This is a genomic window from Micromonospora sp. Utrum1 (assembly GCF_057197805.1).
In genome coordinates, this window is the sequence record NZ_CM170071.1 from 4892239 (window position 1) to 4904984 (window position 12746).

Sequence of the window (12746 nt, forward strand, 5' to 3'; positions counted from 1 at the left end):
CCGCCGCCGTGGTCAGTCAGTCCGCGGGCGGCGCCACCGTTCGGCGCAGCTCCCGCTTGAGCACCTTGTGGCTCGGCCCGATCGGCAGCGCGTCGACGTACCGGACCTGGCGCGGGTACTTGTGCCGGCCCAGGTGCTCGCGGGACCAGTCGATCAGCTCCTGCTCACCGGGCAGGCCGGGGCCCGCCGGGTCGGGCACCACCACGGCGCAGACCTCCTCGCCGTGCCGCGGGTCGGGCACCCCGATCACCGCCACCTGACCGACCGCCGGGTGCCGGGCCAGGACCTCCTCGACCTCGCGCGGGTAGACGTTGAAGCCGCCCCGGATGATGAGGTCCTTCTTGCGGTCCACGATGGTGACGAACCCCTCGGCGTCCTTGCGCCCCAGGTCGCCGCTGCGGAACCAGCCGTCGACCACCGCCTCCGCGGTCGCCTCGGGCCGCCCGAGGTAGCCGGCGAAGACGTTGTGCCCGCGGATGACGATCTCACCGAGTTCGCCGGTCGGGAGCAGCTCGATCCGGTCGTCCAGGTCGGCGCGGGCGATCTCCACCTCGACGCCCCACACCGGGTGCCCGACGGTGCCGGGGCGGGTGCCGAAGTGCGGCTGGTTGGTCGTCGCCGTGGGCGAGGTCTCGGAGAGCCCGTAGCCCTCGAAGATCGTCGTCTGGAAGGCGGCGTTGAACCGTTCCAGCACGGCGACCGGCAGCGACGCCCCGCCGGAGATGCACAGCCGCAGCCGGGGCAGGGTGGTCCGGTCGCGGGCGGCGTCGAGCAGCGCCACGTACATGGTGGGCACGCCGTGGAAGACGTCGACCCCCTCGCGCAGCATGAGGTCGATGGCGGCCGGCCCGGTGAACCGGCTCAGCAGCACCAGCGTGGCGCCGAGCCGGAAGGTGCCGTTCATCGCCACGGTCTGGCCGAAGCTGTGGAACAGCGGCAGGCAGCCGAGCACCACGTCCGTGTGGCGCGCGTCGTTGGCGTCGAAGACGTTGACGGTGGCGTTCATGACCAGGTTGAGGTGGGTGAGCAGGGCGCCCTTGGGCACGCCGGTGGTGCCGCTGGTGTAGAGCACCACCGCGGTGTCCTCCGCCTGCCGGGTGACGTACGACGGCAGCGCCGGTAGCCGCTCGCTCACCTCCTCCAGCCGGGACCCGCCGGCGCCGGCCGGACCGACGGTGACCAGCGGTACGCCCGCCGCCGCGGCGGCCGCGGCGCCCAGGGCGAGCTGCGAGCTGTGGCAGACCAGCAGCTTCGCGCCGCTGTCGCGGAGCACGTGCACCGCCTCGTCCACGGTCAGCAGCAGGTGCACCGGCACCAGCACCGCGCCGGCGGCGAGGGCGCCGTAGTAGACCCGGGGGAAGTCGACCACGTTCGGGGCCAGCAGGGCCACCGCGTCGCCCGGGTCGACGCCCAGTTCCCGCAGTCCGGCGGCGTAGCCGCGCGCCTGCCGCCACAACTCGGCGTAGCTGACCCGGGTGTCGCCGTCGACCACGGCCACCGTGTCCGGGTGCCGCCGGGCGGCCTCGGCCAGCACCATGGCCAGCGACAGCGCGGTCATCGGACCACGCTCCGGAAGGGACGGCCGGCGGTCTCGCCGGTCGCCGCGGTCGTCTCCTCGATGCAGGCCAAGCTCCTCATGCCGGTTGCCCTCCCGGGTCGGTGTGGTGGTCGGATCAGAAGGCGTTGACGCCGGTGAGCGCGCGCCCGATGAGCAGCTGCTGGATCTGGCTGGTGCCCTCGTAGAGGGTCATGACGCGGGCGTCCCGCAGGTACTTGCCGGCCGGGAACTCGTCGATGTAGCCGTACCCGCCGAAGACCTGGACGGCGTTGTTGGCCGCGCGGACGGCGGCCTCGCTGGCGAAGAGCTTGGCCATCGAGGCCTCGGTGGCGAACGGCTCGCCGCGGTCGACGAGGTCGGCCACCCGCCACACCAGCAGCCGGGCGGCGGCGGTGTCCACGGCGATGCCGGCGATCAGCTGCTGCACCAGCTGGTGCCCGGCGATGGGCTTGCCGAACTGGGTGCGCTGCCCGGCATAGCCGACCGCCGCGTCGAGGCAGCCCTGCGCGATGCCGACGCAGCCGGCGGCCACCGACATCCGGCCCTTGGCGAGGGTGGCCAGGGCCAGCCGGAAACCGCCGCCCTCCGGGCCGAGACGCGCCGAGTCGGGCACCCGGACGGCGTCGAGCCGGAGTTCCCCGGTGGCCTGCCCGCGCAGGCCGAGCTTGCCGTGGATCTCCCGCCGGGTGAGCCCGGCGGCCCCGGTGGGCACCAGGAACGCGGTGATGCCCCGGTGCCCCGGGCCGCCGGTGCGGGCGAAGACCAGCGCCACGTCGGCAGTGGTGCCGTTGGTGATGAAGGTCTTCGTGCCGGTGATCAGCCAGTCGCCGCCGTCGCGGACCGCGCGGGTGCGTAGCGCGGCCGCGTCCGAGCCGCTGTCCGGTTCGGTGAGGGCGAAGCAGCCCAGCGCGGCGCCCGAGCAGAGCCGGGGCAGCCACTCCGCCCGCTGCGGCGCCGACCCGTGCGCGGCGATGGACTTGGCGACCAGCCCGAGCGACACCGAGACGATGCCGCGCACGGCGGAGTCGCCGCGGCCGAGTTCCTCGAGCACCAGGCAGTAGGTGAGGTGGTCGCCGCCGGACCCGCCGTCCTCCTCGGGGACGGTGAGCCCGAGGAAGCCGAGCCGGCCGAGCTTCCCGACGATGTCCGGGTCGACCTCCTCCCGCCGGTCCCAGGCCGCCGCGTGCGGCACCACCTCCCGGTCGACGAACTCGGCGGCGAGCCGACGAGCCGCCACCTGCTCGGCGGAGAGCTGAAGGTCCATGCGGCTTAAACTAGCGATGCAAGTTTAAGTCCGTCCAGACCCCGCTTCCGCCGACGGCGGGACGGCGGGCTCAGGCGGGCTCGGGCGCGGCCACCTCCCGGAGCCGGCCGTCGTCCAGGCGGAGCCACCGCTGCACGCCGATCTCGGCCAGGAACCGCTCGTCGTGGCTCACCACCACGAACGCGCCACGGTAGGCGCCCAGCGCGTTCTCCAACTGGCTCGCGCTGACCAGGTCGAGGTTGTTCGTCGGCTCGTCCAGCAGCAGGAGGTGGGGCGCCGGCTGCGCGTACAGGACACAGGCCAGGGTGGCCCGGAGCCGTTCGCCGCCGGAGAGCACGCCGACCGGCAGGTGGGCGCGCGCGCCGCGGAAGAGGAACCGGGCCAGCAGGTTCATCCGCTCGGCCGGCGGCCGGTCCGGGGCGTACGCGGCGAAGTTCTCCGCCACCGTGCGGTCCGGGTCGAGCAGGTCCAGCCGCTGCGACAGGTACGCGACCCGGCCCTCGCCCCGGCGCACGTCGCCGCCCTCCGGATCGAGGTCGCTGCGGAGCAGCCGGAGCAGGGTGGACTTGCCGGCGCCGTTCGGGCCGATCAGCGCGATCCGCTCGGGTCCCCGGATGGTCAGGTCCACCCCCGCCCCGGCGAAGACGGCCCGACCGTCGTGGTGGACCTGCATCCGCTCCCCCGCCACGACCGTCCGGCCGGCCGGGACGGTGGTGTCCGGCAGGTCCAGGGTCAGCGTCTGGTCCTCGCGCAGCGCCCGGCTGGCCTCGTCGAGCCGGGCCCGGGCCTCGGTGAGCCGGTTGGCGTGCATCTGCCGGGACCGGCCGGCCGACTCCTGGGCGCTGCGCTTGAGCCCGCCGGCGACGATCCGGGCCAGGCCGGCGCTGTCGAGGTTGCGGGCGGCGTTGCCGGCCCGCCGCTCGGCCCGCTCGCGGGCCTGCTGCATCTCGCGCTTCTCCCGCTTCACCTCCTGCTCGGCGCCGCGCACGGTGCGCTCGGCCGCCTCCCGGGCCGCCCGGGCGGCCTCCTCGTACGCGGTGAAGTTGCCGCCGAACAGGCGCACCTCCCCGCGGTCGAGTTCGGCGATGCGGTCCATCCGGTCCAGCAGGGCCCGGTCGTGGCTGACCAGCAGCAGGCAACCGAACCACTCCTCGAGCACCGCGTACAGGCGGTGTCGCGCGTCGAGGTCGAGGTTGTTCGTCGGCTCGTCGAGCAGCAGCACGTCGGGGCGGCGGAGCAGTTGCGCGGCGAGGCCGAGGGAGACCACCTGCCCGCCGCTGAGGGTGTCCAGCCGCCGGTCGAGCGGGACGTCGCCCAGACCGAGCCGGTCGAGTTCGGCCCGGCTGCGCTCCTCCACGTCCCAGTCGTCGCCGACGGTGGTGAAGTGCTCCTCGCGGGCGTCACCGGCCTCGATCGCGTGCAGCGCCCGGAGCACCGGGTCGACACCCAGCACCTGGGCCACGGTCAGCTCGCCGGCCAGCGGCAGGTTCTGCGGGAGGTAGCCGAGCACGCCGTCCACCGTCACGGCGCCGCCGGTGGGGGTGAGATCGCCGGCGATCAGCCGCAGCAGGGTGGTCTTGCCGGCGCCGTTCGGCGCGACCAGGCCGGTGCGGCCGGGCGGGACGGTGAAGGACAGGTCCTGGAAGACCGGGGTGTCGTCCGGCCAGGAAAAGGAGAGGTTGCTGCACACGACACAGGTGTCGGACATCGAAGAGACCTTCAGGGTTGCGCCGGGCAGGGCACGGCCGCCCGGATGACGAGACAGGGATGCGACGAGGTGGGCCGGGATCACCCGGAGATGTCGTCGTCGCCCGTCATGTCTGTCTCCTTCGAGTCGCAGCGCGGTCTCTCGGCGCGCTCCCGCAAGCCTAGCAACTCCGGCGCGGGAACTTGACCGCGATTCACCACCGGCTTAGCTTCATCGATCAGAAAGGTCTCTTAACTAATCTCGCTCCGTCCCTCATGGGAGTGCCGATGCGACCGTTCCGCCACCGCCGCCTCACCGCCCTGGCCGCCCTGTCGGCCGTGCTGATCACCGCCGCCCCGCCGAGCGCCGCGAGCGCGGCGGACGGCTCGCCCGGCCGGGCCGGATACCACCGGGTCGGCTACTTCACCCAGTGGGGCATCTACGGCCGGGCCTTCCCGGTCAGGAAGCTCGACACCTCCGGGGCGGCGAGCCGCCTCACCCACGTCAACTACGCCTTCGGCAACGTCAGCGAGGACGGACGCTGCTACGTGGACGGCGGGCCGGGCGAGGGGGACGCCTGGGCCGACTACCAGCGCCCCGTCCCGGCGGAGGAGAGCGTCGACGGCGTCGCCGACACCTGGGGCGAGCCGCTCAACGGCAACTTCGGCCAGCTGGCCAAGCTGAAGGCCCGGCACCCCGACCTCAAGGTGATGATCTCGCTGGGTGGCTGGAGCTGGTCGACGTACTTCTCCAACGCCGCCCGCACCGACGCGTCCCGCCGGGCGTTCGTCGCCTCCTGCATCGACCTCTACCTCAAGGGCAACCTCCCGGTGCTGGACGGCGGCAGCGGCGGCCCGGGCGCGGCCGCCGGCGTCTTCGACGGCATCGACCTGGACTGGGAGTGGCCGAACTGGCCGGGCGAGCCGGGCAACGTGGTCCGCGCCGAGGACCGGGAGAACTTCACGAAGCTGCTGGCCGAATTCCGCCGGCAGCTCGACGCGTACGGCCGGCAGGCCCGGAAGCACTACGTCCTGACCGCGTTCCTGCCGGCCAACCCGGCCACCATGGACGCCGGGTACGAGGGCCGGAAGATCTTCCGGTACCTGGACTTCGCCACGGTGCAGGGGTACGACTTCCACGGTTCCTGGGACTCGGTGACCAACCAGCAGTCGGCGCTGCGCGTGCCGGCGGGCGCGCCGGACAGCCCGGACTTCTCCGCCGAGGTGGCGATCGACGGCTGGCTCGCCCGCGGCGCGCCGCGCGGCAAGCTGGTCCTGGGCATCCCCTACTACGGTCGCGGCTGGACCGGCGTGACCGGCGGCGGGGACGGGCTATTCCAGCCCGCGACCGGGCCCGCGCCGGCCACCTTCGAGGCCGGCTACGAGGACTACAAGCAGCTCAAGACCCTGCCCGGCAAGGGCTGGACCGTCCACCGCGACCTGCGCGCGGGGCACGCCTGGCTGTTCGACGGCACGACCTTCTGGACGTACGACGATCCGGCAGTCGTGTTCCAGAAGACGCTCTACATCCGGCGGGTCGGCCTGGCCGGGGCGATGGTCTGGTCGCTGGACGGCGACGACGACAACGCCACCCTGACCAGGACGATCAGCGTGGGTCTCGCGACGCGGTAGCGGCACGTCCTCGGATCCGCCGCCGGCCGCCCCTCGGCCGGCGGCGGTCCGTCGTGCTCGCCCCCGGCGGCTCGGCACGGGGGAGACGGGCCGGCTGCGGCGCGACGGCTGACGAACCGTCGATCGGTTCCGGAACCGGCGGATTCTATTGACACCACCCGATGACCAGGCCGACCCTGTCTGCCAGAGAGCGCTTTCTCATGCCGGTCGTCGCCGACCGGTGTCCGCCGTCCGGCCCTGCCGCCCACCACCACCCGGCGGCCGGGCACACCTGGCCCACGCCGGCCCGTGTCACGGCCGCCGCTCCCTCCTGGAGACGTCATGAACGCCCGTCCCGTCCCGGCCGATCCCCCACCTCCCCCGCCCACCCGCCGGCTCCGGCCCGCCGCCGTCCTCGCCCTGGTGGCGGCCCTGGTCGCGGCCTTCGTCGCCGCCGTGCACGGCACCGCCAGCGCCGCCGATCCGCTGCTCTCCCAGGGCCGGCCGGCCACCGCGTCGTCGGTCCAGAGCGCCGCCTTCCCCGCGTCCGCCGCCGTCGACGGCGACACCGGCACCCGCTGGTCCAGCGCCGCGGCCGATCCCCAGTGGATCCGGGTCGACCTGGGCGCCACCGCCACCCTCAGCCAGGTCGTGCTCCAGTGGGAGGCCGCGTACGCCACGGCCTACCAGGTGCAGGTCTCCGCCGACGGCGCGACCTGGTCGACCGTCTACGGCACCACCAGCGGCGACGGCGGCGTCGACACGCTCACCGTCGCCGGCTCCGGGCGCTACGTGCGGGTGTACACCACCGCCCGGGGCACGCCGTACGGCGTGTCGCTGTGGGAGTTCCGGGTGTACGGCACGACCGCTGCCAGCGGCTGCGACACCACCGGCAACGCCGCCCTCAACCGCCCGGCCACCGCCTCGTCCACCGAGAACGCCGGCTTCCCCGCCTCCGCCGCCGTCGACGGCAACGCGGGCACCCGCTGGTCCAGCGCCGCCGCCGACCCGCAGTGGATCCGGGTCGACCTCGGCGCCTCCCGCACGATCTGCCGCGTCGACCTCAGCTGGGAGGCGGCGTACGCGACGGCGTACCAGGTCCAGGTCTCCGACGACGGCGCCGCCTGGACCACGATCTACGGCACCACAACCGCGACCGGCGGAAGCCAACAGCTCACGGTCTCCGGCTCCGGGCGGTACGTCCGCATCCTCGGCACCGCGCGGGCCACCGCGTGGGGCTACTCGCTGTGGGAGTTCGCGGTACGCACCTCCGGCGGCCCGCCGCCGTCCAGCCCACCGCCGGGCGGGGACGTGCTGCTGTCGTACGGCAAGCCGGGCGTGGCGTCCTCCTACCAGGACGACGGCGCCTGCTGGCAGTGCCTCCCGGCCCGGGCGTTCGACCTGGACCCGGCGTCCCGCTGGGCAACCAGCGCCACCACCGGCTGGGTGGACCCCGGGTGGATCTACGTCGACCTCGGCGCCACCGCGACCGTCCACCGGGTGGTCCTCCAGTGGGACCCGGCGCACGCCACCGCCTACCAGATCCAGACCTCGAACGACGCCACCACCTGGACCACCATCTACAGCACCACCACGAGCGCCGGGTTCAAGGAGACCCTGGCCGTCACCGGCACGGGCCGCTACGTGCGGATGTACGGCACCGCGCGCAGCAGCGGCTACGGCTACTCGCTGTGGGAGTTCCAGGTGTACGGGACGGGCGGCGCGCCGACCGCTCCCCCACCCGCACCGCCGGACCCGACCTTCCCGGCCACCCGCCTCGTCTTCGCCGACGATTTCAACGGCCCGGCGGGTAGCCGGCCCGACCCCGCGAAGTGGACCGTCGACCCGGGTACGGGGCAGAACAACGAGTTGCAGTACTACACCGACAACGCCAACGCCGCCATGAACGGCACCGGGCAGCTCGTCATGGAGGCCCGCCGGGAGTCCGCCGGCGGACGCGCGTACACGTCGCACCGGATGAACACCGCCAACCGGTTCCACGTCCAGTACGGCCGGATCGAGGCCCGGGTCAAGGTGCCCAAGGGCAATGGGTTCTGGCCGGCGTTCTGGATGATGGGCGCCGACTTCCTGACCGGGCGGCCGTGGCCGTACAACGGTGAGATCGACATCATGGAGATCCTCGGCCGGGACACCACGCGCAGCTACACCACGCTGCACGCGCCGGCCTACAACGGCGCAGCCGGCTACGGCCAGGAGCGGGTGTGGGGCGTGGACCTGTCCGCCGACTTCCACGTCTACGCGGTGGAGTGGGACAGCCGGGGCATGCGCTTCTTCGTCGACAGCACCGAGGTCTTCTACGCCAGCAAGGCCACGGTCGAGGCCACCCGCGGCCCGTGGGTCTACGACCACCCGTTCTACCTGATCCTCAATCTGGCCGTCGGCGGCGACTGGCCCGGTCCGCCCGACGCGTCGACACCGTTCCCGGCCCGGATGCTGGTCGACCACGTCCGCGTCTACCAGTGACCGGCGGCGTGCCGGGCGGGCGGTGTCCCGTCCGGCACGCCACCCGCGGTCAGCGCCGAGCCAGCTCCGACTCCAACCGCTGGACGAGCGTCCTGCGGTCCTTGCCGCCGCGCTCACGCCGCAACGCGGCCCGGAGCTGGCGCGTGTCGAGGCCGCGGACGAGCTTGACCGCCTCGGCGACCGGCAGGTCCGACAGCTGTCCGGCCGAGGTGGCCTCCCGGCGGGCGCGCTTGGCCGGTCCCGTGTTGGCCACGAACTGCCGCCCGGACCGGGACGCCTGCCGCTTCTTCGTGTCGGTGTCCCGCCGCTGCTCGTCCGAGAGCTTCTGCCAGGCCCGTTTCGGCAGGTAACGAGCGGTCTCGCCGTTCCGGCGCGCCCGGGTGGAGCCGGACCGGGTCTGCCATTCCTCAGCGCCCCACCGCTGCAGGGACCGCTGCCGCTGGTCCCGGGGGCCCTCGAAGTCGCCACCGCGCTTCTTGTACTCGTTGGTGAGCAGCTGCGACTTGCGCGCCGACCACTGCCCCGGCCGGCCGCCCTTGTCGGACGCCTGGATCTCCTCCTTGAGCTGCGCTCTGAGCTCGGGCTCGGTGTACCTGGCCATGGCGCACCGGTTACCCGGGCCGAGGAGCGCCATGCGTCCGAGTCGAGGTGTCCCGCCGACCGCGACTCCGGACGGACCGTCGCCCGAGCCGGTGGATCCGGCCCACCCCTGCCGTATCGTGCCGGCATGGCGAAACCGGTCTGGGCCGACGGCGAAGCGTACGAGGCGTACGTGGGCCGGTGGAGCCGGCTCGTCGCGCACGACTTCCTGCGGCGGCTGGCGCTCCCGCCCCGCCTGCGCTGGCTCGACGTGGGCTGCGGCACCGGCGCGCTGACCGCGACCGTGCTGGCCGAGGCGGATCCGGCGCACGTCACCGGCGTCGACCCGGCGGCGGGATTCCTGGCCCACGCCCGTGACCGGGTCGACGACCCGCGGGCCGCCTTCGAGATCGGTGACGCCCGCGCGCTGCCGATGACCGACGGGGGTGTGGACGTCGTGGTCAGCGGGTTGGCGCTCAACTTCGTGCCCGACCCGGCGCGGGCCGTGGCCGAGTTCGCCCGTGTCCTCCGGCCCGGCGGCGTCGCGGCCGCCTACGTCTGGGACTACGCCGAGGGCATGGCCATGATGCGCCACTTCTGGGCGGCGGCCGAGGCGCTCGATCCGGCGACCGCGGAGTGGTCCGAGGGGCGCCGGTTCCCGCTGTGCCGCCCCGAGGCGCTGCGCGCCCTGTGGACGGATGCCGGCTTCGCCGCGGTGGCCGTCGAGCCGGTGGTCGTGCCCACCGTGTTCGCCGACGTCGACGCGTACTGGACGCCGTTCCTCGGTGGCCAGGGCGCGGCACCGGCGTACGTGGCGTCGCTGACCGAGCCGCGCCGCGCGGCGCTGCGCGACCTGCTCCGCACCCGGCTGCCGGTCGAGGCGGACGGATCCGTCCGGCTCACCGCGCGGGCCTGGGCGGTCCGCGGCACCGCACCGTCGTGATAGCGCCCGCCGTGCGCGGGGACCTGGCCGAGCCGGTCGAGAGGCTGTCCGGTCAGCGGTCCCGGCCAGGGTCCGGCGTCCAGGGCCGGCGGCCGCGGCGGACGGCGTAGGCCCGACGCATCTTGACGTAGTTGCCGCACCCGGCCATGGAGCACCACCGCCGCGCCCGGTTGCGGGAGGCGTCGTAGTAGGCCCATCGGCAGGTGTCCCGGTCGCACACCTTGAGCCGGGTCCAGACCTGGTCCTCCGCGCACTGCCGGATCGCCTCGACCAGGGCGGCCAACGCCACGCCGAGAGGGCCGGGCCGGACGGGAACGAGGCGCGGTCCGCGGTCCGCGAGCGTCAGCCGCACGGGCGCCGCAGCCAGCGCCTCGTCGAGGCGGCGCAGCGCGCCGGCGTCGGCGGGGTGACCGGCGTGGCCGAGCAGCACCGCGCGCAGGCCCTCGCGGACCGTGCGGGCCGTGGCGAGGTCCGCCGCGCCCAGCCGGGCGTCGGCGGGGACCAGCCCTCGCTCGGCGAGCCAGTCCCGCAGCGCGTCCGGGCTGGTCAGCGACTCCTCGTCGACCTGCGGCTCGAAGGTGTTGACGAAGTCGCGCACCAGCCGCACGGCGGACGGCACCGGCGCCTCGTCGCTCACCGTCGCCCTCCCTCCGGACCACACCAGCGTAACGCCTTGACCGGTGTATCTGTCTCTGGGATCGTCCGGTGTGTACACCAGCGAAAGCCGTTGGCCGGTGTCGGGAGGAAGCCGCGTGGTTCCGTCGCCGGCTTCCCGGGAGGCGAGAGGACGGATCGTGGCCACCACGCTCAAGGACGTGGCACGGCACGCGCGGGTGTCGGTGAAGACCGTCTCGAACGTCGTCAACGACCACCCGCACGTCAGCGACGACCTGCGCCGCCGCGTGCGGGCGGCCGTCCAGGAGCTCGGCTACCGGCCCAACCTCGCGGCCCGCACCCTGCGCACCGGCCGCACCGGCCTGCTCGCGCTGATCGTCGCCGACGTCGAGGCGCCCGGCCTGTGCGGGCTGGCACGGGAGGTCGTTCGCGCGGCGGCGGGCCAGGGCTTCCGGGTCGTCGTCGACCACCTCGGAAGCGACACCGAGCGTCCCGCGCCACCGACGCGAGCCGGTGCCCCACCGGGTGTCGACGTCGTCCTGCTCGGCGCGGACGTCGTGCCCCCGGGACTCGTCGACGCCCGGCTCGGCACCGGCACTCCCCTCGTCCTGCTCGGCGAGAGCCGGGACCCGCGCTGCGACCAGGTCGCCCTCGACGGCGCCGGTGCCGCGGCGGACGCCACCGACCACCTGCTGGGCACGGGCCGACGGCGGATCGCCGCCGTCGGCGCCCGGCCGGCTGAGGCCGACGGACCGCCGGCGCCCCGCACCGCCGGCTACCGGCGGGCATTGCGGCGGGCCGGACTCGACCTACCGGCCGGCTACCTGCGGACCACGGCCCAGCAACGGTACGAGGACGGCTACCGGGCCGCCCGGTGGCTCTTCGCCCACGAGCAGCGCCCGGACGCCATCCTCTGCTACTCCGACCGGCTCGCCATCGGGGCCCTGCGGGCCGCCGCCGACGCCGGGCTGCGCGTGCCCGCGGACGTCGCGGTGATGGGGATCGGTGACAGCGAGGAAGGGCGCTACTCCCGGCCGACGCTGACCTCCGTCTCCGCCGACCCCGCGTTCCTCGCCCGGGAGGCGGTCGCGCTGGTCACCGCCCGGCTGGACCGCCCGGACGCCGCACCCGCCCGGATCACCGTGCCGCACGCGGTGCTGCCCCGCGAAAGCACTCGCCCGGCCGGTTGATCACCCGGCGCTGGTCCAGGCAGCTGCGCAGCAGCGGGACCAGGGACACCCGGGCCCGGCCGCCGGCACGGCGACGATGATCTCGTCGCGCTCCGCCGCGACGCGGGCTCCCGGCAGGCGAGCCGGCAGAGCGTCCTCGACCAGCGCGCGGACGTTGCCCATCAGGTCTACGTTCTGCGACGACGCCACGGTGCATTCATGCCATCGGCCCGCGAACGGTCGCGAACCCCGACGCGGGGCCGCCGGCTCGAATCGCACCGGCGGCCCCGGCACCGGCCCGCGACGGTCAGAACCCCGTCCGGCCGGCCCCGTACGGGTAGAGCGGGTTGCCGTACGTCGTGGCCGGTGGCTGCCCGGCGTCGATGCTGGCCCGGATCTGGGCCCGCTCGGCAGCGCCGGCCCCCAGGTCGTACGGCAGGTCCCAGGCCTCGACGGCGTCGGCCGGCACGTCGGTGCCGCCGGGCCGCAACACGTCCGCCAGGCTGCGCGGGAGCTGCCACGGCAGCCTGCCGCTCGGCGTGTAGTCGCCGAAGAGCAGCCCGGCCAGCGCCGGACCCATCTCCTCGCCGCCCCGGCGAGCAGGACGAGCAGCGCCGCGATCGTGGTGGCCAGCCGGCGCGGCCGGCGGGACGGGGGTGGTGGGGTGCGCATGGCGGCTCCCGTGAACGGGCTGATGGCCGAGAGGGTGAGAGCGCTCGCGAACAGATTCCATCGAGTGGCTTCTATCAGTCAATGAAATGCGGAAAGTCCGGAATCGATCTTCCCGACTCTCGGGACCGGTGTCTTGACAGAAGCGCGGACGGGGACGACTCTCGG

The 12746-nt window shown here is 74.2% G+C and carries 11 protein-coding genes; 4 read left to right on the forward strand and 7 right to left on the reverse strand.

Annotated features, from left to right (window positions below; all coding sequences use genetic code 11):
* Positions 1-16 precede the first annotated feature (16 nt).
* The 3 genes from AC0OLQ_RS23050 to abc-f all read right to left on the reverse strand — a co-directional run bounded on the left by AC0OLQ_RS23050 (position 17) and on the right by abc-f (position 4530).
* Positions 17-1558, reverse strand: a complete 1542-nt coding sequence (locus tag AC0OLQ_RS23050) for a long-chain-fatty-acid--CoA ligase (protein ID WP_484527985.1) — start codon at positions 1556-1558, stop codon at positions 17-19.
* 115 nt (positions 1559-1673) lie between these two features.
* A complete protein-coding gene (locus tag AC0OLQ_RS23055) occupies positions 1674-2822 on the reverse strand; it encodes an acyl-CoA dehydrogenase family protein (protein WP_484527986.1) in 1149 nt (382 codons plus the stop codon).
* A gap of 70 nt (positions 2823-2892) precedes the next feature.
* Positions 2893-4530, reverse strand: a complete 1638-nt coding sequence (abc-f, locus tag AC0OLQ_RS23060) for a ribosomal protection-like ABC-F family protein (RefSeq protein WP_484527987.1) — start codon at positions 4528-4530, stop codon at positions 2893-2895.
* Between the two features lie 266 nt (positions 4531-4796).
* On the opposite strand from abc-f, the gene AC0OLQ_RS23065 reads away from it, so the two are divergent.
* Together AC0OLQ_RS23065 and AC0OLQ_RS23070 are read left to right on the forward strand one after the other, a co-directional pair.
* Positions 4797-6140, forward strand: coding sequence for a glycoside hydrolase family 18 protein (locus tag AC0OLQ_RS23065; protein WP_484527988.1), 1344 nt, complete (start codon positions 4797-4799; stop codon positions 6138-6140).
* 321 nt (positions 6141-6461) lie between these two features.
* Positions 6462-8603, forward strand: a complete 2142-nt coding sequence (locus tag AC0OLQ_RS23070; RefSeq protein ID WP_484527989.1) for a discoidin domain-containing protein — start codon at positions 6462-6464, stop codon at positions 8601-8603.
* A 49-nt stretch (positions 8604-8652) separates the two neighbouring features.
* Here AC0OLQ_RS23070 and AC0OLQ_RS23075 read toward each other — a convergent pair whose 3' ends face one another.
* Positions 8653-9204, reverse strand: coding sequence for a DUF5872 domain-containing protein (locus tag AC0OLQ_RS23075; protein WP_484527990.1), 552 nt, complete (start codon positions 9202-9204; stop codon positions 8653-8655).
* 126 nt (positions 9205-9330) lie between these two features.
* Between AC0OLQ_RS23075 and AC0OLQ_RS23080 the strand changes: the two genes are divergently transcribed.
* Entirely contained in the window at positions 9331-10125 is a 795-nt protein-coding gene (locus tag AC0OLQ_RS23080) for a class I SAM-dependent methyltransferase (RefSeq protein WP_484527991.1), read from the forward strand.
* A gap of 52 nt (positions 10126-10177) precedes the next feature.
* Here the strand turns inward: AC0OLQ_RS23080 and AC0OLQ_RS23085 are convergent, their stop codons facing one another.
* Positions 10178-10762 carry a CGNR zinc finger domain-containing protein gene (locus AC0OLQ_RS23085; protein ID WP_484527992.1) on the reverse strand — a complete coding sequence of 195 codons (585 nt, stop codon included), beginning with the start codon at positions 10760-10762 and terminating at the stop codon, positions 10178-10180.
* Between the two features lie 157 nt (positions 10763-10919).
* Here AC0OLQ_RS23085 and AC0OLQ_RS23090 point away from each other — a divergent pair, with 157 nt between their 5' ends.
* Positions 10920-11930: a LacI family DNA-binding transcriptional regulator gene (locus AC0OLQ_RS23090; protein WP_484527993.1), complete on the forward strand. Its 1011-nt coding sequence runs from the start codon at positions 10920-10922 to the stop codon at positions 11928-11930.
* Here AC0OLQ_RS23090 and AC0OLQ_RS23095 read toward each other — a convergent pair whose 3' ends face one another.
* Positions 11931-12092: a hypothetical protein gene (locus tag AC0OLQ_RS23095; RefSeq protein ID WP_484527994.1), complete on the reverse strand. Its 162-nt coding sequence runs from the start codon at positions 12090-12092 to the stop codon at positions 11931-11933.
* A 124-nt stretch (positions 12093-12216) separates the two neighbouring features.
* The gene (locus tag AC0OLQ_RS23100) at positions 12217-12489 is read right to left on the reverse strand and encodes a hypothetical protein (RefSeq protein ID WP_484527995.1); all 273 of its coding nucleotides are present in this window, start codon (positions 12487-12489) and stop codon (positions 12217-12219) included.
* Positions 12490-12746: the final 257 nt, after the last annotated feature.